Below are 19955 nucleotides of genomic sequence, written 5' to 3'. Positions count from 1 at the left end.
TCACCGGCCTGAACGTGCTGGTGCCGCCGCTGCTGGGCGTGCTGCTGGGCGCGCGCGCTGGAGCGCTGGCGCTGGCCGCTGCGCCTGGCCGTGGCGGCGGTGGTGGTCAACGTGATCGGCGTGAACGTCGAGTGGCTGCGCCTGCGCAAGGAAGCCGACGGCGTGCGGCAGTCCATGGTGCAGATCTTCAAATCGGCCTATCCGAAAGAGCCGCTGGTGGCCGCGCCGCTGGACCAGATGCGCCGCAACATCCGCCTGGCCATGGCCGACAGCGGCCAGACCAGCGCCGATGAATTCACCACCCTGAGCGCGGCCTTCGGCGAAGCGCTGGGCGTCCTGCCGCGCAAGGACGTCATCGCCACGCTGGAGTACAAGGACCGCGCGCTGCTGGTCAAGGTCAAACCCAACATGGTGGACGCGGCGGCCATGAGCCAGCTGCGCGCCGCGCTGGCCGGGCGCAAGCTGGACCTGACCGAGCCCAATCCCGGCGCCTGGCAGATCCGGGCCGCCGCCGCGGCAGGAGGAAAATCATGAGTAAAGCATCGACCCGGGATCTGCGCGCGCGCGCGGAAGCGTTCTGGCAGGAGCGCACCGAGCAGGAGCGCAAGCTGCTGCGCATCGGCGGCATCGTGGTCGGTCTGGGCCTGTTCTACGCGCTGCTGGTCGATCCGGCGCTGACGGGCCGCGACCGATTGCGCAAGGAGGTGCCGGAGCTGCACCAGCAGGCCGCCGAATTGCAGGCCATGGCGCGCGAGGCGCAGACGCTGCAGGGTCAGAACAACATCGCGCCAACGCCGATGACGCGCGACTCGCTCAACGCCGGCCTGGCCGCGCGCGGCCTGAATCCGCAATCGCTGACCATCACCGGCGAATACGCCAAGGCCCAGTTCAATGGCGCCCAGTTCGCTGGCGTGGTGGCCTGGCTGGACGCGGTCCGCACCGAGAGCCGCATCAGCGTGGTCGACGCCAGCTTCACCGCGCAGGAGACGCCGGGCGTGGTCAACGCCACGGTCACCCTGCGCCAGGGAGCGCGCTGATGGCGGTCGCGCAAAAAGGACGTCCATGAAGCGCGCCATGCTATGGTTATTGACCATTGCGCTGACGATGGTCATCACGCTACTGGTGTTCTTCCCGGCCGCGTGGCTGGGGACCATGGTCGAACAGCGCACCGGCGGCCGTTTGACGCTGGGAGACGCGCAAGGTACGCTGTGGCGCGGCTCCGCCTTCATCGGCGGCGCGGCCGGCAATAATGGCCCTGTCACGCCGCTGCTGCCGGGGCGCTTCAGCTGGCGGGTGTCGCCGCTGGCGCTGCTCGGCATGGTCGAGCTGCAGCTGGAGAATCCGCAGGCGCTGGCGCAGCCGGTCACCTTCCGCGGCAGCTGGTCGCAATGGCAGTTGAGCCCTTCCGCGCTGCTGCTCCCGGCCGAGGGCCTGGCCGCGCTGGGTGCGCCGCTGAACACGCTGGCGCCCAGCGGCGATATGCGCTTGTCGTGGACCTCGCTGGCGCTGGCGCTGGAAAACCGCCAGGTCAGCGTCAACGGCCGCACCACGCTGGAGATGAGCGACATGGCGTCGCGCCTGTCGCCGATCCGTCCGCTGGGCAGCTATGCGCTGGCGCTGGACTGGCACGGCCAGCAGGCGCAGTTGACGCTGAGTTCCGTCAAAGGCCCGCTGCTGCTGAGCGGACGTGGAAGTTTGACCAACGGCCGCCTGCAGTTTTCCGGCCAGGCCGAGGCAGGACAAGGATATGAGGACACCCTGGGCAATCTGCTGAATTTGCTGGGGCAGCGCAAGCCGGGTTCCGATCGTAATGTTATCGCTTTAGAGTTCCACTAAGATAAAGTTCAGACAATGAAAAAACAGTTCGTGAGCAAACCTACTCTCCCTGCGCTGCGCCGAATGAGCGCAGGTGCGATGCTGTGCTGCGCGATCACCGCCGCACCTACCGCCGCGCTGCTGCTGCCCGTGGTGGCGCAGGCGGCCGCGGACGACGCCGCGCTGAACTTTGTCGGCGCCGACATCGAGTCGGTGATCAAGGCGATCGGCCACTACACCAACATCACCTTCGTGATCGATCCGCGCGTAAAAGGCACGCTGACCGTGGTGTCGGAAAAGCCAGTGACCAAGTCGCAGGCCTTCAGCCTGTTGACCTCCGCGCTGCGCCTGCAGGGCTACGCGGTGGTCAGCGGTGACGGCTACGCCAAGGTGGTGCCGGAAGCGGACGCCAAGCTGCAGGCCGGTCCGACCCAGGTCGGCGCATCGCAGGCATCGGCCAAGGGCGACCAGGTGGTCAGCCAGATCTTCCACCTGAATTACGAGTCGGCCGCCAACGTGGTGGCGGTGCTGCGTCCGTTGATCTCGCCGAACAACACCATCAACGCCAACCCCGGCAACAACAGCGTGGTGGTGACCGACTACGCCGACAACGTCAAGCGCCTGGCCAAGATCGTCGCCGCGCTGGATGCGCCGGCCGTCACCGATCTCGATGTGATCCCGGTGCGCTACGCCATCGCCAGCGACCTGGCGGCCATGATGAACAAGCTGCTGGAAACCGGTGCGGCCGGCGCCGGCGGCGACGCGGGCAAGGCCAACGTGCTGGCCGATCCGCGCACCAATTCGCTGATCCTGCGCGCGCCCTCGGCGGCGCGCGCCAACCTGGCCAAGTCGCTGATCGCCAAGCTCGATCAACCGACCCAGGAACTGGGCAACATCCACGTGGTGTACCTGAAGAACGCGGAAGCGACCAAGCTGGCGCAGACCCTGCGTTCGCTGGTGTCGGGCGACGTCTCGCAGCCGAATACCGGCGGCGGCACCAGCACCCAGAACAGCGGCGGCTCGAACACGAATCAGAACAACTTCGGCAGCAGCTCCAGTTCCAGCTCGACTTCCGGCACCGGCAGCAGTGGTCCGACCAACCCGCTGCTGACCGGGAATAACAACAGCCAGCAGCAGGGCGGCGGCGGGTCGGCGGGCTTCATCCAGGCCGATTCCACCACCAACACCCTGATCATCACCGCGCCCGAATCGGTGTACCGCAACCTGCGCGCCGTGATCGACCAGCTGGACGTGCGCCGGGCCCAGGTTTACATCGAATCGCTGATCGTCGAAGTCACCTCGGACAAGGCGTCCGAATTCGGCGTGCAGTGGGTAGGCGCCACCGGCAACTCGAACAGCACCTACCGCGTCGGCGGCCTGCAGTCGTTCACCACCGGCGGCACCAACAACACGCTGACGGCGGTCGCCGCCGGCAAGGGTTCCGTCCTGCCGAGCAATGGCCTGTCGATCGGTATCTTCAAGCAGGTGGGCGACGCCATCGGCCTGGGCGCGCTGGCGCACTCGCTGGAATCGGACGCCAACGCCAACATCCTGTCGACGCCGAACATGATCACGCTGGATAACGAACTGGCCACCATCCGCGTCGGCCAGAACGTGCCGATCCTGACCGGCCAGTTCACCACCACCTCTGGCACCAACAGCAATCCGTTCCAGACCATCGACCGCAAGGACGTCGGCCTGACGCTGAAAGTGCGGCCGCAGATTTCGGAAGGCGGCACCATCAAGATGGCGATCTACCACGAGACCTCCAGTGTGGACAAATCGACGCTGACCGCCGCTTCCGGCATCACGCTGAACAACCGCGTGATCGAGAATAACGTGATCGCCGACGACGGCCAGATCATCGTGCTCGGCGGCCTGATCGAAGACACCGAAGGCGACGGCACCGACAAGGTGCGCGGCCTGGGCGACATTCCGGTGCTGGGAAATCTGTTCAAGTACCAGTCGCGCACCCGCAAGAAGACCAACCTGATGATCTTCCTGCGCCCGGTGGTCATCCGCAGCAAGGACCAGAGCACGTCGCTGGCCTCCGACCGCTACGATTACATGCGCACCCAGCAACAGGACATCAAGCCGCCGGAAGGCATCCTGGTGAAAGACCTGGGCCAGCCGGTGCTGCCGCAGCTGCAGGGCGGCGCGCCGGTGGGCGCGGTGGTGGTGCCGCCATTGCCGCCTGCACCGGTGCCGAATCCGGCGCAGGGTCCGGGCGCTGCCGAACCAGTCAAGCAACAGTGATATGAACAACCTGCTTCCCTACGCCTTCGCCCGCGACTTCGTGCTGCTGGCCCAGCAGAGCGACACGGCCGAACACACGGTCGATGTGCTGATGTGCGGCGCCACGCCGCCGGCCGCCATCGCCGAGGTGTCGCGCCGTTTCGGCCGCATCCAGCTCAAGCACATGACCCGCGCCGACCTGGAAACCGCCATCGCCGCCGCCTACGCCAGCTCGGGCGGCAATGCCTCCATGGTCGCTGAGGAATTCGACGCCGACCTCGATCTGACCAAGCTGCTGCAGGATGTGCCGGCGATCGAGGATCTGCTGGAATCGTCCGACGACGCGCCGGTGATCCGCATGATCAACGCGCTGCTGACCCAGGCGCTGCGCGACGGCGCGTCCGACATCCACATCGAGCCGTTCGAACAGACCTCGGTGGTGCGCTTCCGTGTCGACGGCACGCTGCGCGACATCGTCCGGCCGCGCAAGGCGATTCACGGTTCGCTGATCTCGCGTATCAAGATCATGGCGCAGCTGGACATCGCCGAAAAGCGTCTGCCGCAGGACGGCCGCATCACGCTGCGCATCGGTGGCAAACCGGTGGACGTGCGCGTCTCTACGCTGCCGACCGGCCACGGCGAGCGCGCGGTGCTGCGTCTGCTGGACAAGGAGGCCAACCGCCTCGACCTGAACCACCTGGGCATGAGCGACGACATGCTGCCGAAGTTCGACGCCATGATCAACCAGCCGCACGGCATCGTGCTGGTCACCGGGCCGACCGGCTCCGGCAAGACCACCACGCTGTACGCCGCGCTGTCGCTGCTCAATGCCACCACCACCAACATCATGACGGTGGAAGACCCGATCGAATACGATCTGGCCGGCGTCGGCCAGACCCAGGTCAATCCGCGCATCGACATGACCTTCGCCAAGGCGCTGCGCGCGATCCTGCGCCAGGACCCGGACGTGATCATGATCGGCGAGATCCGCGATCTGGAAACCGCGCAGATCGCGGTACAGGCTTCGCTGACCGGCCACCTGGTGCTGGCCACGCTGCACACCAACGACGCCGCCGCCGCCGTCACCCGTTTGCTGGACATGGGCATCGAACCGTTCCTGCTGTCGTCCACGCTGCTGGGCGTGCTGGCACAGCGGCTGGTGCGCAAGCTGTGCCCAAGCTGCAAGGTGTTCGACGGCCAGCACTGGAAGGCGGTCGGCTGCGAGCATTGCGGCCATACCGGCTACCAGGGCCGCGTCGGCGTCTACGAATTCCTGGAGACCACGGAACCTATCCGCGCGCAGATCCACAACCGCGCCTCGGAAGCGGAGATCAAGGCCGCCGCCATCGGCGACGGCATGACCACCATGCGCGAGGACGGCGAACGCTGGCTGGCGACCGGCATCACCACTCCGGCCGAGTTGATGCGCGTGACCAAGGACTAAACCATGCCGGCATTCCGTTATGAAGCCGTCGACAACGGCGGCGCCACCAAGAAGGGCGTGCTGAATTCGGACAGCGCCCGTTCGGCGCGCGCCGAGCTGCGCTCGCAGGGACTGGTGCCGTTGAAGGTCGAGCAAATCGCGGCGCAGGTCGATGCGGCCGGCCGGGCGCGCAGCCGCGGCCTGGGCGAACGTCTGTCGTCGACCGAGCTGGCATTGTTCACGCGCCAGCTGGCCAGCCTGCTGGAAGCGGGGCTGCCGCTGGAGCAGGCGTTCACCGCGCTGCTGGAGCAGGCGGAACGCGCCTACATGCGCGACCTGATCGCGTCGATCCGGTCGGAAGTGATCGGCGGCGATTCGCTGTCGGCCGTGCTGGGGCGCCATCCGCGCGACTTCGCCGAAATCTACCGCGCGCTGGTGGCCTCCGGCGAACAGATCGGCCAGCTGTCGCGCGTGCTGTCGCGTCTTGCCGACTACATCGAGCGCCGCAACGCGCTGGTGCAGAAAGTGCGGCTGGCGTTCACCTATCCGGCCATCGTCACGGTGGTGGCATTCTCCATCGTGATCTTCCTGCTGACCTATGTGGTGCCGCAGATCGTCTCGGTGTTCGCCAACACCAAGCAGAAGCTGCCGGTGCTGACGGTGATCATGCTGGCCATTTCCGATTTCGTGCGCCATTACGGCATCGTGGTGGCCATCGCCCTGATCGGCGCCTGGTTCATGTGGCGACGCGCGCTGGACAATCCGGTGCTGAAGCGGCGCTGGCATACCTGGCTGCTGACCGCGCCGCTGTACGGCAAATTCGAACGCAGCCTGAATACCGCGCGCTTCGCCAGCACCTTGGCGATCACCACCGGTTCCGGTGTGCCGATCCTGCGCGCGCTGGAGACCAGCCGCGATACGCTGAACAACGTCGCCATGAAGGAGCTGGTGGAAGAGGCCAGCGACGCGGTGCGCGAGGGCGTCAGCCTGGCGCGCGCGCTGTCGGCGCAGAAGCACTTCCCGCCCATGCTGATCCATATGATACGGGCCGGAGAAATCACCGGCGAGCTGCCGTCCATGCTGGACCGCGCCGCCGCGGCACAGGAAGCCGACCTGGAACGGCGCACGCTGACCATCGCCGGCCTGCTGGAACCGGCGCTGATCCTGGCGATGGGCGTGGTGGTGCTGCTGATCGTGCTGGCGGTGCTGATGCCTATTATCGAAATCAATCAGCTGGTACGCTGATCGTCAGGAATACAACAAGGACACCATGAAGCGTTTGCCCTTAATCGTTACTGTTCTCGCCGTGGTGCTGCTGTCGGCATCGCTGGCTTACTGGGGACTGCAGCTGTTCAAACCGCAGCAGCGCGCGATCGCCGCGCCGCCGCCGCCACCGCCGGTGGTGGTGAATATCGATGCCGCCAAGGGGCTGTTCGGCGGCCAGATCGCCGTCGCCGCCGTCAGCAATTACCAGTTGAAGGGCGTGGTGGCGGCGCGCGGCAAGGATAGCGCGGCCATCATCGCGGTCGACAACAAGCCGGCCATGGCGCTGGCGGTCGGCAAGGAAGTGGTGCCTGGCGTGGTGGTGAAGGAAGTGCACGACAAGTTCGTGCTGCTGTCGGAGGGCGGCGTGATCAAGCGCGTCGACCTGCCCAGCGATGCCGGCGCGTCCAGCGGTCCGGCCGGCATGCCGGCGATGCCGGGCCAGCCGCTGGTGCAGCCGCCGCCAGCGCCGCCGGCGGTGACCATGCCGGCGCCGACACAGGTGCAATCGCAGCCGCAGGCGCAACCGCAGCAGCCGCCGGCGCCGGCCCAGGGAACTACGCCCATCCCGGTCAACAATTAACAGGGGAGCCCATGGCTTTCATCCGTCATCTGGCCGCAGCTTTATGCTGCGGCTTTTTCTTGTCTGTCGCCTGGGCGCAATCGAATGCGACCTCGATCGCGCCGCAAGCCGCGATCAAGCCGCGGCCCAAAATCGCACTGGTGCTGTCCGGCGGCGGTGCGCGCGGCTTCGCCCACATCGGCGTGCTGCGCGCCCTGCAGGAACTGCGCGTGCCGGTGGATTTCGTGGTCGGCACCAGCATGGGCAGCGTGGTCGGCGGCGCCTACGCGGCCGGCACCTCGGTCGACCAGCTCGAGCAGCTGGTGCGCCGCACCGACTGGAACGCCGTGGTGGCGGACCGTCCGCCGCGAGAGGAACTGTATTACCGTCGCCGCGAGGAGGATCTGCTGCTGCCGTCGCGGATCGAGTTCGGCGCGCATGCGGACGGCGTGTCGCTGCCGCCGGCCGCCGCCGGCAACGAAGCGCTGGAACTGGCGCTGACCCGCGTGCTGCCGTCCGGCGCGCGCGACAAGCCGGTGAACCTGCTGCAGCTGCCGTTCCGCTCCGTGGCGTCTGACCTGGTGACCGGCGAACTGGTGGAGCTGAAGGACACGCCGCTGTTTCTGGCGATGCGCGCCTCGCTGGCGGTGCCGGGCGTGTTCGCGCCGGTGCGCGTCAATCAGCGCCTGCTGGTTGACGGTGGCCTGGTGCGCAACCTGCCGGTCGACGTGGCGCGCGAGATGGGCGCGGACATCATCATCGCCGTCAACGTCGGCACGCCGCTGGCGCCGGAGAAGGACCTGGTCAGCGCGGTCAGCGTGGCGCAGCAGATGCTGCAGATCCTGACCGAACAGAATGTCCAGCGTTCGCTGAAGGAGCTGCGGCCGGACGACGTGCTGCTGCAACCGCAGCTGGGCGGTATCGGCTTTCTCGATTTCGGCCGCTACGACCGCGCCATGAAGGAAGGCGAGGCGGCGGTGCGCGCGGTGAGCGAAAAACTGGTCAAGCTGGCTTTGCCGGAGTCGCAATACGCGGCGTATGAATTGGGCCGCTTGTCGGCGCCGGTGGCGATCGACCAGCCGGTGAAGCTGACCAAGCTGGAAGTGGCGCCCAGCGGCCGCATCAACCCGAAGGAACTGGAAGTGCAGACCGGCCTGCAAATCGGACAGATGATCACCAGCGAGCAGGCCAACGCGGCCGGCAACCAACTGTTCGGCCGCGGCGACCTGGCGCGGGTGGAAACCGAAGTCCGCGACGACAAGGATGGCCGCAGCGTGCTGATCAAGCCGACCGAAGCCGACTGGGCGCACAGCCGGCTGCGCGTGGGCCTGGAACTGAACAGCGACTTCAGCGAAAACAACGCCTTCGAACTGAAGGTGATGCACGTGCTGACTTCCCTGAACGACTGGGGCGCCGAGCTGCGCACCATCGGCCGCGTCGGCACCGACCGCGTGCTGGGCACGCAATTCTGGCAACCGCTGGGCGCCGGTTCGCAATGGTACGTGGCGCCCTCGCTGGAATACGGCTCGGGCACCAGCGACATCTTCAACTCCAGCGGCTTCCGCCAGGCGCGCTACGCCTATGACTACAGCGCCGCCACCATGGCGTTCGGCCGCCAGTTCGGACGCTGGGGCGATTTGCGCTACACCGTCGGGCGGCAGGTCAGCAATGCGCACTACAGCATTCCGGAAGACCTGACGCGCGAGCGCATCTTCCAGAACGTGCAAAGCCTGAGCTTCAACATCGACAGCCTGGACACGGTCGCCTTCCCGACCCGCGGCACGCTGTTCAGCCTGGAATGGCAGCGCGCGCTGCACAAGAAAGGCGTGGAAGCGCCGGTGCCGACGCGACAGAAAGTACAGGGCATGGAAGCGTTCCACCTGGGCCGCTGGGCCGGGCACCTGTACGCCGAATGGGCGCGCAGCCAGGGCGGCGCATCGGACAACAACCTGGGCGGCTTCCTGCGGCTGTCGGGCACCACGCCGAATTCGGTGGTGGGCAGCAGCACCGTGCTGGGACGGGTCGTGATGGCCCGAAGCATAGGCGCCATGCCGGCCGCGCTGGGCGGCGACGTGCGACTCGGCTTTTCGCTGGAAGCCGGCGGCGCCTACAGCCCCACCGACCCGCTGCGCTGGGGCTCGCTGAAGAATGCCGCCAGCGGCTTCGTCGCCGTCGACACCCGTTTCGGTCCGCTGTACTTCGGCGCCGGCACCACCAAGGCCGGCAACAGCAGCGCCTACCTGTTCCTCGGCCCCGTCTGGTGATTCGGGGTCAGAGCCGACATTCGGACCCCGATCTTATTTGGCGGCGATTTTGCGGATGATTTCGTAGACGGCCAGCAGCAGGGCCAGCACCGGGAAGGCTTCCACCACCATGGCCGGCACGGCGCCGATGTGGATGACCTTGTCCAGCACGGTGTAGATGGTCAGGAAGCCGAACACGGCGGCCGGTATCCATTGTTTGTGTACGGTGAAGATGCCGGCGCTGGTGACGGTGCCGGCGAGGCTGATGATGGTGGCTATTTTCATTTTACGGGCGCACTGCGGCGCAAGGCGGTGAAGGCGGCAAATTCCCAGGAACGAAATCCTATCAGCAGTGTGAATCCGTCGCGTTCCGATTGCGCCAGCCTGCGGTCGGCCTGGTGTAGCCGCGCCAGTTCGCCCGCCAGCTGCTGGATGCGGCCGACCAGTTCCTGCGCGCTCGGCGCCGACAGCCGCGCCGGCAGGCACAGCAGGGTTTCGCCTTCGCCATCGAAGCTGCCGCCAAAGTAGTCGTCGACCACGTGCTGGCGGAAGAATTGCTGCACCGGTCCGTCCGGCAGCCAGCGGAAGGCATTCGAGACGCGCAGCCGGTAGCGGTTCAACGGCTTCAGTTCGATCAGGCCCAGCCGGTCCAGCTCGGCCAGCAGGACGATGCACTCGGGCTCGGTCAGGTCATAGGTTTCCAGCACCTGTTCCAGGGTCCAGTGGCCCAGGCAACAGATCGCCATCAGCAGCAGGCGCGGGTTGGCCAGCAGCGATTTTTCCTGCGTCAGGGTGAGGCGGTCGGCCTGCGGGGTGGCGTCGGCGGCGCCGCGCAGCACGTCTTCCAGCGGCACCCCGGCCGCCTTGCAGATCTGCGCCAGCCGCGACAGCGACATGTCCTGTTGCCCGAACATGCGTTTGACGCTCGATTCGCTCATGGCGATGCGCTCGGCCAGCATTTTGTAGGTCACGCCCGCGGCCCGCATCTGGGTCCGCAACACTTGCAGCAGCAATTCCGGTGAGCTCATATTCCGCCTGGATCAAGGACCAAAAAGTATCGTAACACGATACTCGGCGGCGTGAAATCCAACCCCTGGAATAATTAGTTAGTACATCGCGCGCGCGTGCAGCAAACTGCTCAGGTCGCCTCTCGCGGAAGAGGCCGCAACCTGAACCTTGTAGGGAATCTCATGCATACATTGTTTGCAGGCTTGGTATCAATAAGGACTTGCAGGGATATGGCGGCACCTACCGTTTTAAAGTGAAGGTGCAGGGGGGCTGAGGGCATCGTATGCGTTGACGGAGCAGGTCGGCTTCAGGGCCGATGCGACTTGCACGCGGGTCAGCACCGGCTGGAGAGACACCACGGATTGCACCATGCTGAGCACCGGCTTGCAGATGAAATTCTGACGCAGATAACCTGGAGAGCGGGCGCCACGACCGGCGCCCGCCGAAGGGCTTACTGTTCGTCCAGGTTGCGCTTGGGATCGATTTTGGCCAGCAGGCGCTTGGCCGCCTGCCGGTCGGTCGATTGCGGCTTGGCGTGCGGCCCGGCGCCGCCGGACCGCTGCTTCGCCGCCACGGCCACCGGGTTGCGCGGCGCCTTTTGCGATGGCTCGACGCGCATCGTCATCTTCTGCCGCGTTGCCAAGGCCTTGTTTGCCATGATTACAGCACCGGGTTACAGCACATACCGCGACAGGTCTTCGTTGACGGCCAGCGCATCCAGCCGCGCGTTGACATACGCCGCGTCGATGACGATGGTCTTGCCGCTTTCCTCGCTGGCGCTGAACGACAGTTCTTCCAGCAGCTTTTCCATCACCGTGTACAGCCGCCGCGCGCCGATGTTTTCGGTGCGTTCGTTGACCGAGTAGGCGATCTCCGCCAGCCGGGTGATGCCTTCCGGCGCGAACTCGATCTTGACGTCTTCGGTCGACAGCAGCGCCTCGTACTGCTTGGTCAGGCAGGCGTCGGTGCTGGTCAGGATGCGCTCGAAGTCGGCGATCGACAGCGATTCCAGTTCCACCCGGATCGGGAAGCGGCCCTGCAGCTCGGGGATCAGGTCCGACGGCTTGGCCAGGTGGAAGGCGCCCGAGGCGATGAACAGGATGTGATCGGTCTTGATCATGCCGTACTTGGTGTTGACGGTGGTGCCTTCCACCAGCGGCAGCAGGTCGCGCTGCACGCCGGCGCGCGAGACGTCGGCGCCGCCCACTTCCGAGCGCGAGGCGATCTTGTCGATCTCGTCCAGGAAGACGATGCCGTTCTGTTCGACATTCTGGATCGCCTTCTGCTTCATCTCTTCTTCGTTGACCAGCTTGGCGGCTTCCTCGTCGATCAGCACCTTCATGGCTTCCTTGATCTTGACCTTGCGCGCCTTCTTGCGCTGCGCGCCGATGCCGGAAAACATCGACTTGATCTGCTCGGTCATTTCCTCCATGCCGGGCGGCGCCATGATTTCCATCTGCGGGCCGGCCTCGGCCAGCTCGATCTCGATTTCCTTGTCGTCCAGCTCGCCCTGGCGCAGACGCTTGCGGAAGGTCTGGCGGGTACTGTCATCCTTCTGCGCTTCCGTGCCCGACGAGGTGAAGCCGAAGTCGCGCGCCGGCGGCAGCAGGATGTCGAGCACGCGGTCTTCGGCCGCATCTTCGGCGCGCGCGCGCACCTTGGACATCTCGGCCTGACGGGTTTGCTTGACGCCGATGTCGATCAGGTCGCGGATGATGGTGTCCACATCGCGGCCGACGTAGCCGACTTCGGTGAATTTGGTGGCTTCGATCTTGATGAACGGCGCGTCGGCCAGCTTGGCCAGGCGGCGCGCGATTTCGGTCTTGCCGACGCCGGTCGGGCCGATCATCAGGATGTTTTTCGGCGTGATCTCATGGCGCAGCGGCTCCTCCACCTGCTGGCGGCGCCAGCGGTTACGCAGCGCGATGGCGACCGCCTTCTTGGCCTTGCCCTGGCCGACCACGTGTTTGTCGAGTTCGCCGACGATTTCCTGCGGAGTCATGTTCATGCTGGGTCCAGTGTTTCAACGATGTGGTTCAGATTGGTATAGATGCACAGCTCACCGGCGATGGTCAGTGATTTTTTGACGATTTCGGCAGGGGAGAGTTCCGTGTTTTCCACCAGCGCCTTGGCGGCCGACTGTGCGTAGGTGCCGCCCGAGCCGATGGCGCCCACGCCATCTTCCGGCTCCAGCACGTCGCCGTTGCCGGTGATGACCAGCGTCGATTCGCTGTCGGCCACCAGCAGCATCGCTTCCAGGCGGCGCAGCACGCGGTCGGTGCGCCAGTCCTTGGCCAGCTCCACCGAGGCGCGCAACAGATTGCCCTGGTGCTTTTCCAGTTTGCCCTCGAAGCGGTCGAGCAGGGTGAAGGCGTCGGCGGTGCCGCCGGCGAAGCCGACCAGTACCTTGCCCTGGTACACCTTGCGCACCTTGCGCGCCGTGCCCTTCATGACGATGTTGCCCAGCGTGACCTGGCCATCGCCGCCCAGCGCGACCTGCTTGCCGCGGCGCACGCACAAGATGGTGGTGCCGTGAAATTGTTCCATAGTTACCTCAAAGTAATGATGCTGCTGCGATCAGAACGGAAAAGTGGGGCCGGGAACTTAAATTGCAAGTTAATACTTGTGGGGATACATTCTTGCCAGATTAGCATATCCGAGCAGCCGCAACAGCGCATGCACCAGGTGGTTCAGGTCGCGCAAGGCGACCTTGCGGTCCGCCCCGGCCAGCGTCTGCAGCACGGCGTGCAGCTGGATCGCGCAGCCGTAATCGATGCGGGTCAGGCGCGAACAGTCGAACACCAGCGCTTCATATTGCTCAGCATAGCGCTGGATCGCCGGCAGCAAGGCGCCAAGATGATGCTCTATGACGGGCGGCAACATAAACCGGTCCGGCGAGGCTGATAAATGTTGCGTCGGCGCCATGGCGACCTTGTGCGGCGCGCTGAACGAGGGCGGCGATACTTCGAAGGTGACGCAGTAATCCATGGCGGTCTGCTCGAATTCCTTTTCGCGGTTTTGCAGTTGCAGCAGTTCCAGCAGCAGCAGCCAGGGCGCCTCGCCATCGTCGCGGCGGCCGGCGGCGAGGCCGGCGCGCAGCAGCGCCGCCAGCTCCTGGGCGCCGACCAGTATCAATTCGCGCTGCTGCTTTTGCACCGCGCGCAACGTGTCCAGCAGCAGGGCGCAGGCATCGGCCGCGATGGCGCTCACGCGGCTGAATTCCAGCCGCAGCACGGGATGGTCGTCCGCCAGCTGGCGCAGGTGCAGCAGCTGCGGCGCGATCTGCTGGCCGAGCGCGCCGCTGAAGGCGACGGTCGGCGTCAGGCCCGCCCAGTCCGGCGAGGCGGCGGCCAGCGCGGCCGGCGCGGTCCACGGCGGCGGCGAGGTTTCGAAGGTGCTGGCGTAGTCGATCGACAGATTGTCGAAGGCATCCTGCTGGCCGCTGACCTGGTACAGATCGAACAGCATCCACCAGGCGCTGCGCTCGCCGTTCTGGCCGCCGGCGCTGGCGGCCACGGCGGCTTCCAGCATCTGCCGCGCCACGTCGGCTTGGCCGTTGGCGTACAGGATGGCGATTTCTTCCACCACCGGCGCGGTCTCGGCGGCGACGGCCGGCTGCGGCAGCTCGTCGTCGGTCAGCAGCAGGGTGGTGGGGATGGCGGCGTCATCGTCGCCGGCGACCGCGGCGGCACGCGCGGGCCGGGGTTGGCGCGGGCTGCCCCAGGCCGGCTCCGGTTCGTTGAAGATGTCGAAGGCCATGGCCGATTCGATGGCGTCGATCTTCATGGCGGTGGCACGCGCGATCTCGCGCTGGCGCGCCGCCTGGCTGTGCCGTTCGGCTTCGCTGTTGGCGGCCAGCCGCGCCAGCTCGTCGTCGGTGAGCGGCGCGGGCGTGTCGTTTTTCTTGAAGATGGAGAATAATCCCACGCTGGCACCCGGTTATCCTGTAGCTCCATAGTGTAGCCGCAAGCCGTGCCGCCGCGATGTTACGATTGGGAAGGATAGTGCAAAACGGCGTAAAAAAAGCACGCGGGGTGAGGCGCGTGCTTTATCGGACAGACAGCGGGTTGGACGGCGCTCAGTCGCCGTACAGTTTCTGTTTCAGCTCACGGCGTTGCTGGGCTTCCAGCGACAGGGTGGCGGTCGGACGGGCGATCAGGCGTGGAATCCCGATCGGTTCGCCGGTTTCTTCGCACCAGCCGTAGTCGCCCTCGTCGATGGCGGCGATGGATTGCTGCACCTTCTTCAGCAGCTTGCGCTCGCGGTCGCGGGTGCGCAGTTCCAGCGCGTGTTCTTCCTCGATGGTGGCGCGGTCGGCCGGATCGGGCACCAGCACGGTTTCGCGCAGGTGTTCGGTGGTTTCGCCGGCGTTTTTCAGCAGCTCCTTTTCCAGAGCTTGCAGCTTGGCCTTGAAGAAGGCCATTTGTGCGGGATTCATATAATCCTTGTCATCCATCGCCAGAATTTCTTCTTCGGTCAGGATGCGCTCGGCGGCTGCGGGGGTCGATTTATTAGTTTTGGTCATAACTTCGCTTACCTTCGATACGACAGAGTTGTCACATTAATCAGCCCGGATTGTGTGGTCGTTTCACCATCCCCACAAAACCCGGTTAGTTTATACCAGACATTGTTCTAAACCGCTAATAAAGATGTCTTTGGGAAGATTTTTGCCTATAAATACCATTTTGCTGCCACGAACGTCGTTTTCTCCCCATTTTGCACCCAGATCGCTGCCCATGATCTGATGTACGCCCTGGAACACCACCTTGCGGTCAGCGTCCTTCATGAACAATACGCCTTTGTAGCGCAGCATGCGAGGACCGTACACATCAATCAGACCGCCGAGGAACTCGTCCAGTTTGGCGGTGTCGAACGGGCGGGTGCTCTTGAACACGAAGGCGGCGATGTCGTCGCTGTGGTGGCCATGATGGTGGTCGTGGTGATCGTGGTCATGATGGTGGTGATGGTGGCCGCAGTGCTCGTCGTGCACGTGGTCGTCGTCATGGGCCTGGTCGGTCTGCAGGAAGTCCGGGTCCAGCTCCAGTTTGTCGTTGAGGTTGAAGCCCTTCAGGTCCAGCACCTCGGCGATCGGCGCGCGGCCGAAGTCGGAACGGCTGATCGGCGCGCGCGGGTTCATGCGGGTCAGGCGCGCGGTCAGCGCCGCCAGCTGCTCCTCCGTCACCAGGTCCGACTTGGACAGCAGGATCTTGTCGGCGAACCCGACCTGGCGCTGGGCTTCCTCGTGCTGGTCCAGCTGGTCCATGGCGTGGCGCGCGTCCACCACGGTGACCACCGCGTCCAGCATGTAGTTGGCGCCCACTTCCTCGTCCACGAAGAAGGTCTGCGCCACCGGGCCGGGATTGGCCAGGCCGGTGGTCTCGATCACCACGCGGTCGAACTGGATCTCGCCGGCCTCGCGCTTCTGCGCCAGGTTGCCGAGCGCGACGATCAGGTCGCCGCGCACGGTGCAGCAGATGCAGCCGTTGTTCATCTCGACGATCTGCTCGCCGGTGTCCTGGACCAGGATTTCATTGTCGATGTTTTCCTGGCCAAACTCGTTCTCAATGACGGCAATGCGCATGCCATGCTCTTCCTGCAGGATGCGGTTGAGCAGCGTGGTCTTGCCGGCGCCGAGGAAGCCGGTCAGGATGGTGGTCGGAATCATAGCCATGGTGCGTTGCCAGTGTGGTGAGGGGACCTCTATATGGGGCCGACATGCAAAAATGCAATCGTTGATTATGCCGGAATTTTTCTATCGCAGGCAATTCGTCCGATTGAGCAAGATCAGTACCCGTGCGCTACTTCACTTTAGCGCGCGGATGGGTTTTGTCATAGACGGCCGCCAGATGCTGGAAATCCAGCGCCGTGTAGACCTGGGTGGAGGCGATGCTGGCATGGCCCAGCATTTCCTGCACCGCGCGCAGGTCGCCCGACGATTGCAGCACGTGCGAGGCAAAGGAATGGCGCAGCATGTGTGGATGCACGTGCACCGGCGCACCCTGCGCCACGCCGTGCTGCTGCAGCCGCTGCTGGATCACGCGCGGCGTGATGCGGCTGGCGCGCGTGCTGAGGAACAAGGCGTCGCTGCCGTCGGCGGGCGCCGGGCGCACGGCCAGCCAGGCGGTCAGCGCGGCCAGCGCGGCGCCGCCGACCGGCACCGTGCGCTGCTTGTTGCCCTTGCCGTTGACGGTCACCTCGCGGCTGTCGAGGTCGACATAGCCGCCGCCCTTGCGCGGCGTCAGGTCCAGGCTGGCCAGTTCGGACACCCGCAGCCCGCTCGAATACAGCAGCTCGAACATGGCGCAGTTGCACAGCGCGGCGGGGTCGCCATCGCCGGCCGTCACCGGCGGCGGCGCCACCAGTCGTACGGCGTCATCGACCGACAATGCGCGCGGCAGGGTTTTGGCGCGTTTCGGCGCGCGCACGCCCTGCACCGGGTTGGCGGCCAGCGCCACGCGCTCGCTGAGCCAGCCGAAGAAACCGCGCCAGCTGGACAGCTTGCGGGCGATGGAACGGGGATCGAGTTGCTGCGCGTGCAGCCTGGCGGTCAGGCGCCGCACCGCGTGCTGGTCGATGGCGGCCCAGTCCTGGGCGCCGGTCAGCGTCGCCAGTTCCTGCAGGTCGCGCGCGTAGGCGGCCGTGGTGTGCGGCGACAGCTGGCGCACGCCGCGCAGATGGGCCAGGTAGGCGTCGATCCAGGCCAGCTTGCTGTCCGGAGCGTCGCTCATGGCGGGCTCAGGCCAGCAGCCAGGCCAGCGCGGTGCTGGAGGTTTCGCCCATGTGCACCAGGAAGTCGGTGGCCATCAGCGAGGTGAAGCGGTTGGCGTCCGGCGAACCCATCACCAGCAGGCCGAAGGCGTGCTTGTCGCCGCGGTGGCGCAGCGGGATGATGACGGTGGACACCACGGTGGCCGGCTCGTCGAGCCAGCGCACCGCCTCGAAATCCTTGTTCGGACCGCAGTACGGCGCCAGCAGGCTGTTGGCGAAGATGCGCACGTCATCCGACACGCCCTGGGTGAACCATTCGCCGGTGTAGTCGGGCGCGGTGTTCCACAGGCGCACCGTCACCTGCGGCACCTCGAACGCGGCTTTCAGGCCGCTGACCACGGCGTGCGGCATCGAGCCGACGTCCTCGGCTTCCAGCAGGGTCTGGGTCCAGCGGTGGAACTTGTTGGCGATGGCCTCGTTTTCCGACGCCAGGCGCATCAGGTTGCTCATGCGCAGTTCCAGCGTTTTGTATTTGTCGCGCAACACTTCCATCTGGCGCTCCTGCAGCGACACAGCGCGGCCGGTCAGCGGGCTGGCCAGCTTGATTTCGCCCAGCAGGTCGGCATGCTCTTCAAAGAACTGCGGGTGATCGGTCAGGTACTGCGCGACGAGGGTGGAGTCCAGTGGAGCGGTCATCGAGAAACATTCTAGGCTAGGGTGATTTGCAATTTTAAACGAAAAAAAACGGACATGGTTGCCCATGTCCGCCATTCCCCAACTCATGCCGGCCGTTCTTGGCGACGACGCGGCTCAGAAGTTGTGATGTATCCCCAGGCTGTAGAAATTGAAGGTGGCGGCCGGGGTGATTTTCTTGCGCGTGCCGTCCACGTACAGATAGGTGCGCGGCGACAGGTTGTAATCGTAGCCGAGCGAGAACTGCTTGGTCTTGGCGATGTTCGGGCTGTTGAGGGCGTTGTCCGGGGTCTTGCGGCCGATACCGGCGCGCACCATGCCCAGGCCGACGTTCCAGTTGGCGCCTATCATCCAGGCCTTGGTGATCGGGTTGATCGGCACGCTGTAATCCTGGTCCTGGCGCTGGTAGGTGGCCATCAGCTTGAGGTCGTTGATCGGCTTGTACGAGGCGCCGACCGACCACAGCTTGGTATCCACCGCGTTGCGCTCGGCCGCGCCGTACGCCGCGAACGGGCCGCTGGTGGCGGTCACGCTCAGCGAGTAGGGATACACCGGCGCCATGCTGTTGGCCGGGAACTGCGGCGCGGCGGCCGTGCCGCGGCCGATGATGGCCGGGTTGTTGTTGGCCTCCTTGGTGCCCACCGTCAGGTTCAGCTGGAAGATGTTGGCGATCACCGGCGTGTTGTAGAACACGGCGTTGGAGAAGCGGTTGGCCGAGTTGCCGGCGGGCCCGAGCGGATCGCTGGTGTAGCCGGCCACCTGCAGGTCGGTCTGATAGCCGGCCACCGCCGGCATGCCGGACCACGGCTCGAACGCGGTGCTGGTTTCCTGGTAGGCGCTCAGCGCGCGGCCGAAACGCAGCGTGCCGAAGTCGCCCTGCAGGCCGACCCGGCTCTGGCCCTGGAACAGGGGGCGCGTGGTGTTTTCGATCAGGCCGGTATCGGGCTCGTAGCGGATTTCCAGCTGGAACAGCGCTTTCAGCCCGCTGCCCAGGTCTTCCACGCCGCGGAAGCCGAGCTTGTTGTTATCGCGCTTGCCGACGGCGGTGACGTCGGTATCGGTACGGCGGGAAATGCCGGCATCGAGGGTGCCGTAAATGGTGACGGAGGATTGTGCCTGTGCGGCGGAAAAAGCGCCCATCAGGGCCAGAGCTACCAATGATTTTTTCATTTGTTATCCCTTTGTATATGTCTCTCATCCCCAAACCGCTGCGTGACCGCCGGTTGTGCAAACCTTAATTGCTGCACGTGCCGCGTTCGCGGGAATGGTCGTTTGTAACGGATTGTTTTGGTCGAAAGCCGGGGATGGCCGGCTTCTTGTTGTATTTTTGAAACGCTTGCACGATGAGCCCGTAAGGTCCTGTTTCTGCATGATTTCCTTTCATCCCGGCATCAAAACAGCTCTAGCGTACCGTTCAAGGCGGGGGGCGCCGCTTGTGGCAGATCAAGCGCGGGCGTGAATTGTTTGGTGTGTGGCGCGGATCGCACGTTAAACTAGTCCCACACGGGACATTGCCGCTGACGCCGCGGTGTCCGACCCAACTTCGATGAATCGCATTCATAAACAGACGATGGCCAATCGAGAAGAGTTAGGGATCATACGAGGCGCCCGCGCCGGAGACGCGGACTGCCAGCTGGCGCTGGGCAAGCTGTATCTGTTCGGTGGCGCCGGCCTGCCGCGCAACCTGCCGACCGCGCTGCACTGGCTGAACCGCGCGGCGCTGCAGGGCTGCGACGCCGCCTGGCAACAGATCGGCGCCCATATTCCATGCGAGACCGCGCGCAATGCCTTGCCCGACGTGTTGCGCTGGTACGAACGCGCCTACGACGCCGGCATCGAACATGCCGGGCTGGTGCTGGCGCAACTGGTGCTGCAGCAGCCGGGGCCGCACGATGTGTCGGCGCTGCGCGACAAGGCCCAGCAGGCGTTGCAAGGCGCGGCGCGCGCCGGCTCGCCGGAAGCCCAGTGGCTGCTCGAACACCAGAGCGGCGGCCGTCCGCCGGCG

At 65.4% G+C, this 19955-nt stretch carries 20 protein-coding genes; 9 read left to right on the top strand and 11 right to left on the bottom strand.

The features are described from left to right. Window positions 1–57: 57 nt before the first annotated feature. The 8 genes from gspL to E4L98_RS28885 are packed head-to-tail and all read left to right on the top strand — an operon-like array spanning window position 58 to window position 9562. On the top strand, window positions 58–534 hold the full coding sequence (gspL, locus tag E4L98_RS28920; protein WP_135204997.1) for a type II secretion system protein GspL: 477 nt from the start codon (window positions 58–60) through the stop codon (window positions 532–534). Then, window positions 531–1037, top strand: a complete 507-nt coding sequence (locus E4L98_RS28915; protein WP_135204996.1) for a type II secretion system protein M — start codon at window positions 531–533, stop codon at window positions 1035–1037. Before gspL ends, E4L98_RS28915 begins: the two co-directional genes overlap by 4 nt. 25 nt (window positions 1038–1062) lie before the next feature. Continuing rightward, window positions 1063–1836, top strand: a complete 774-nt coding sequence (gene gspN / locus E4L98_RS28910) for a type II secretion system protein N (protein WP_135204995.1) — start codon at window positions 1063–1065, stop codon at window positions 1834–1836. A 15-nt stretch (window positions 1837–1851) separates the two neighbouring features. Then, the gene (gene gspD, locus E4L98_RS28905; RefSeq protein WP_135204994.1) at window positions 1852–4071 is read left to right on the top strand and encodes a type II secretion system secretin GspD; all 2220 of its coding nucleotides are present in this window, start codon (window positions 1852–1854) and stop codon (window positions 4069–4071) included. A gap of 1 nt (window position 4072) precedes the next feature. Then, window positions 4073–5494: a type II secretion system ATPase GspE gene (gspE, locus tag E4L98_RS28900; RefSeq protein WP_135204993.1), complete on the top strand. Its 1422-nt coding sequence runs from the start codon at window positions 4073–4075 to the stop codon at window positions 5492–5494. Window positions 5495–5497: 3 nt separating this feature from the next. Beyond that, entirely contained in the window at window positions 5498–6718 is a 1221-nt protein-coding gene (gene gspF / locus E4L98_RS28895; protein WP_135204992.1) for a type II secretion system inner membrane protein GspF, read from the top strand. 25 nt (window positions 6719–6743) lie between these two features. Beyond that, entirely contained in the window at window positions 6744–7319 is a 576-nt protein-coding gene (locus E4L98_RS28890; protein ID WP_135204991.1) for a type II secretion system protein N, read from the top strand. 11 nt (window positions 7320–7330) lie between these two features. Continuing rightward, window positions 7331–9562, top strand: a complete 2232-nt coding sequence (locus tag E4L98_RS28885) for a patatin-like phospholipase family protein (RefSeq protein WP_135204990.1) — start codon at window positions 7331–7333, stop codon at window positions 9560–9562. 33 nt (window positions 9563–9595) lie between these two features. Here the strand turns inward: E4L98_RS28885 and E4L98_RS28880 are convergent, their stop codons facing one another. The 11 genes from E4L98_RS28880 to E4L98_RS28830 form a co-directional block, all read right to left on the bottom strand. Next, complete coding sequence (locus tag E4L98_RS28880) at window positions 9596–9826, bottom strand: hypothetical protein (RefSeq protein ID WP_135204989.1); 231 nt, start codon at window positions 9824–9826, stop codon at window positions 9596–9598. Further along, window positions 9823–10569 (bottom strand): helix-turn-helix domain-containing protein, encoded by a 747-nt coding sequence (locus E4L98_RS28875; protein WP_135204988.1) that lies wholly within the window; start codon window positions 10567–10569, stop codon window positions 9823–9825. The genes E4L98_RS28880 and E4L98_RS28875 overlap by 4 nt, the downstream gene beginning before the upstream one ends. Before the next feature lie 431 nt (window positions 10570–11000). Then, window positions 11001–11207, bottom strand: coding sequence for a hypothetical protein (locus E4L98_RS28870; RefSeq protein ID WP_135204987.1), 207 nt, complete (start codon window positions 11205–11207; stop codon window positions 11001–11003). Between the two features lie 15 nt (window positions 11208–11222). Further along, on the bottom strand, window positions 11223–12557 hold the full coding sequence (gene hslU, locus E4L98_RS28865) for an ATP-dependent protease ATPase subunit HslU (RefSeq protein ID WP_135204986.1): 1335 nt from the start codon (window positions 12555–12557) through the stop codon (window positions 11223–11225). After that, the gene (hslV, locus tag E4L98_RS28860) at window positions 12554–13096 is read right to left on the bottom strand and encodes an ATP-dependent protease subunit HslV (protein WP_135204985.1); all 543 of its coding nucleotides are present in this window, start codon (window positions 13094–13096) and stop codon (window positions 12554–12556) included. Before hslV ends, hslU begins: the two co-directional genes overlap by 4 nt. 69 nt (window positions 13097–13165) lie before the next feature. Next, on the bottom strand, window positions 13166–14476 hold the full coding sequence (locus E4L98_RS28855) for an STAS domain-containing protein (protein WP_135204984.1): 1311 nt from the start codon (window positions 14474–14476) through the stop codon (window positions 13166–13168). A 151-nt stretch (window positions 14477–14627) separates the two neighbouring features. Next, window positions 14628–15074 carry an RNA polymerase-binding protein DksA gene (gene dksA, locus E4L98_RS28850; RefSeq protein ID WP_135204983.1) on the bottom strand — a complete coding sequence of 149 codons (447 nt, stop codon included), beginning with the start codon at window positions 15072–15074 and terminating at the stop codon, window positions 14628–14630. A 90-nt stretch (window positions 15075–15164) separates the two neighbouring features. Continuing rightward, window positions 15165–16220, bottom strand: a complete 1056-nt coding sequence (locus tag E4L98_RS28845; RefSeq protein WP_135204982.1) for a CobW family GTP-binding protein — start codon at window positions 16218–16220, stop codon at window positions 15165–15167. Between the two features lie 127 nt (window positions 16221–16347). Next, complete coding sequence (locus E4L98_RS28840; protein WP_135204981.1) at window positions 16348–17277, bottom strand: tyrosine recombinase XerC; 930 nt, start codon at window positions 17275–17277, stop codon at window positions 16348–16350. Between the two features lie 7 nt (window positions 17278–17284). Continuing rightward, window positions 17285–17953 carry a DUF484 family protein gene (locus E4L98_RS28835; RefSeq protein WP_135204980.1) on the bottom strand — a complete coding sequence of 223 codons (669 nt, stop codon included), beginning with the start codon at window positions 17951–17953 and terminating at the stop codon, window positions 17285–17287. A 114-nt stretch (window positions 17954–18067) separates the two neighbouring features. Next, the gene (locus E4L98_RS28830) at window positions 18068–19120 is read right to left on the bottom strand and encodes a porin (RefSeq protein ID WP_135204979.1); all 1053 of its coding nucleotides are present in this window, start codon (window positions 19118–19120) and stop codon (window positions 18068–18070) included. Between the two features lie 400 nt (window positions 19121–19520). On the opposite strand from E4L98_RS28830, the gene E4L98_RS28825 reads away from it, so the two are divergent. Then, on the top strand, window positions 19521–19955 hold a 435-nt coding region (locus E4L98_RS28825; protein ID WP_135204978.1), incomplete at its 3' end, for an SEL1-like repeat protein.

It is taken from the genome of Duganella callida (assembly GCF_004614165.1).
Lineage (GTDB): Bacteria > Pseudomonadota > Gammaproteobacteria > Burkholderiales > Burkholderiaceae_D > Rugamonas > Rugamonas callida.
This window is presented reverse-complemented; position numbering and strand designations above follow the sequence as displayed.

Excerpts from the sequence above, each read along its gene's own strand:
- E4L98_RS28890 (WP_135204991.1), top strand. The coding sequence starts at position 6,744 with ATGAAGCGTTTGCCCTTAATCGTTACTGTTCTCGCCGTGGTGCTGCTG.
- gspF (WP_135204992.1), top strand. The coding sequence starts at position 5,498 with ATGCCGGCATTCCGTTATGAAGCCGTCGACAACGGCGGCGCCACCAAG.
- E4L98_RS28845 (WP_135204982.1), bottom strand. The coding sequence starts at position 16,220 with ATGGCTATGATTCCGACCACCATCCTGACCGGCTTCCTCGGCGCCGGC.
- hslV (WP_135204985.1), bottom strand. The coding sequence starts at position 13,096 with ATGGAACAATTTCACGGCACCACCATCTTGTGCGTGCGCCGCGGCAAG.
- E4L98_RS28880 (WP_135204989.1), bottom strand. The coding sequence starts at position 9,826 with ATGAAAATAGCCACCATCATCAGCCTCGCCGGCACCGTCACCAGCGCC.
- gspE (WP_135204993.1), top strand. The coding sequence starts at position 4,073 with ATGAACAACCTGCTTCCCTACGCCTTCGCCCGCGACTTCGTGCTGCTG.
- hslU (WP_135204986.1), bottom strand. The coding sequence starts at position 12,557 with ATGAACATGACTCCGCAGGAAATCGTCGGCGAACTCGACAAACACGTG.
- dksA (WP_135204983.1), bottom strand. The coding sequence starts at position 15,074 with ATGACCAAAACTAATAAATCGACCCCCGCAGCCGCCGAGCGCATCCTG.
- E4L98_RS28885 (WP_135204990.1), top strand. The coding sequence starts at position 7,331 with ATGGCTTTCATCCGTCATCTGGCCGCAGCTTTATGCTGCGGCTTTTTC.
- E4L98_RS28840 (WP_135204981.1), bottom strand. The coding sequence starts at position 17,277 with ATGAGCGACGCTCCGGACAGCAAGCTGGCCTGGATCGACGCCTACCTG.
- E4L98_RS28875 (WP_135204988.1), bottom strand. The coding sequence starts at position 10,569 with ATGAGCTCACCGGAATTGCTGCTGCAAGTGTTGCGGACCCAGATGCGG.
- gspD (WP_135204994.1), top strand. The coding sequence starts at position 1,852 with ATGAAAAAACAGTTCGTGAGCAAACCTACTCTCCCTGCGCTGCGCCGA.
- gspN (WP_135204995.1), top strand. The coding sequence starts at position 1,063 with ATGAAGCGCGCCATGCTATGGTTATTGACCATTGCGCTGACGATGGTC.
- E4L98_RS28830 (WP_135204979.1), bottom strand. The coding sequence starts at position 19,120 with ATGAAAAAATCATTGGTAGCTCTGGCCCTGATGGGCGCTTTTTCCGCC.
- E4L98_RS28835 (WP_135204980.1), bottom strand. The coding sequence starts at position 17,953 with ATGACCGCTCCACTGGACTCCACCCTCGTCGCGCAGTACCTGACCGAT.
- E4L98_RS28870 (WP_135204987.1), bottom strand. The coding sequence starts at position 11,207 with ATGGCAAACAAGGCCTTGGCAACGCGGCAGAAGATGACGATGCGCGTC.
- E4L98_RS28915 (WP_135204996.1), top strand. The coding sequence starts at position 531 with ATGAGTAAAGCATCGACCCGGGATCTGCGCGCGCGCGCGGAAGCGTTC.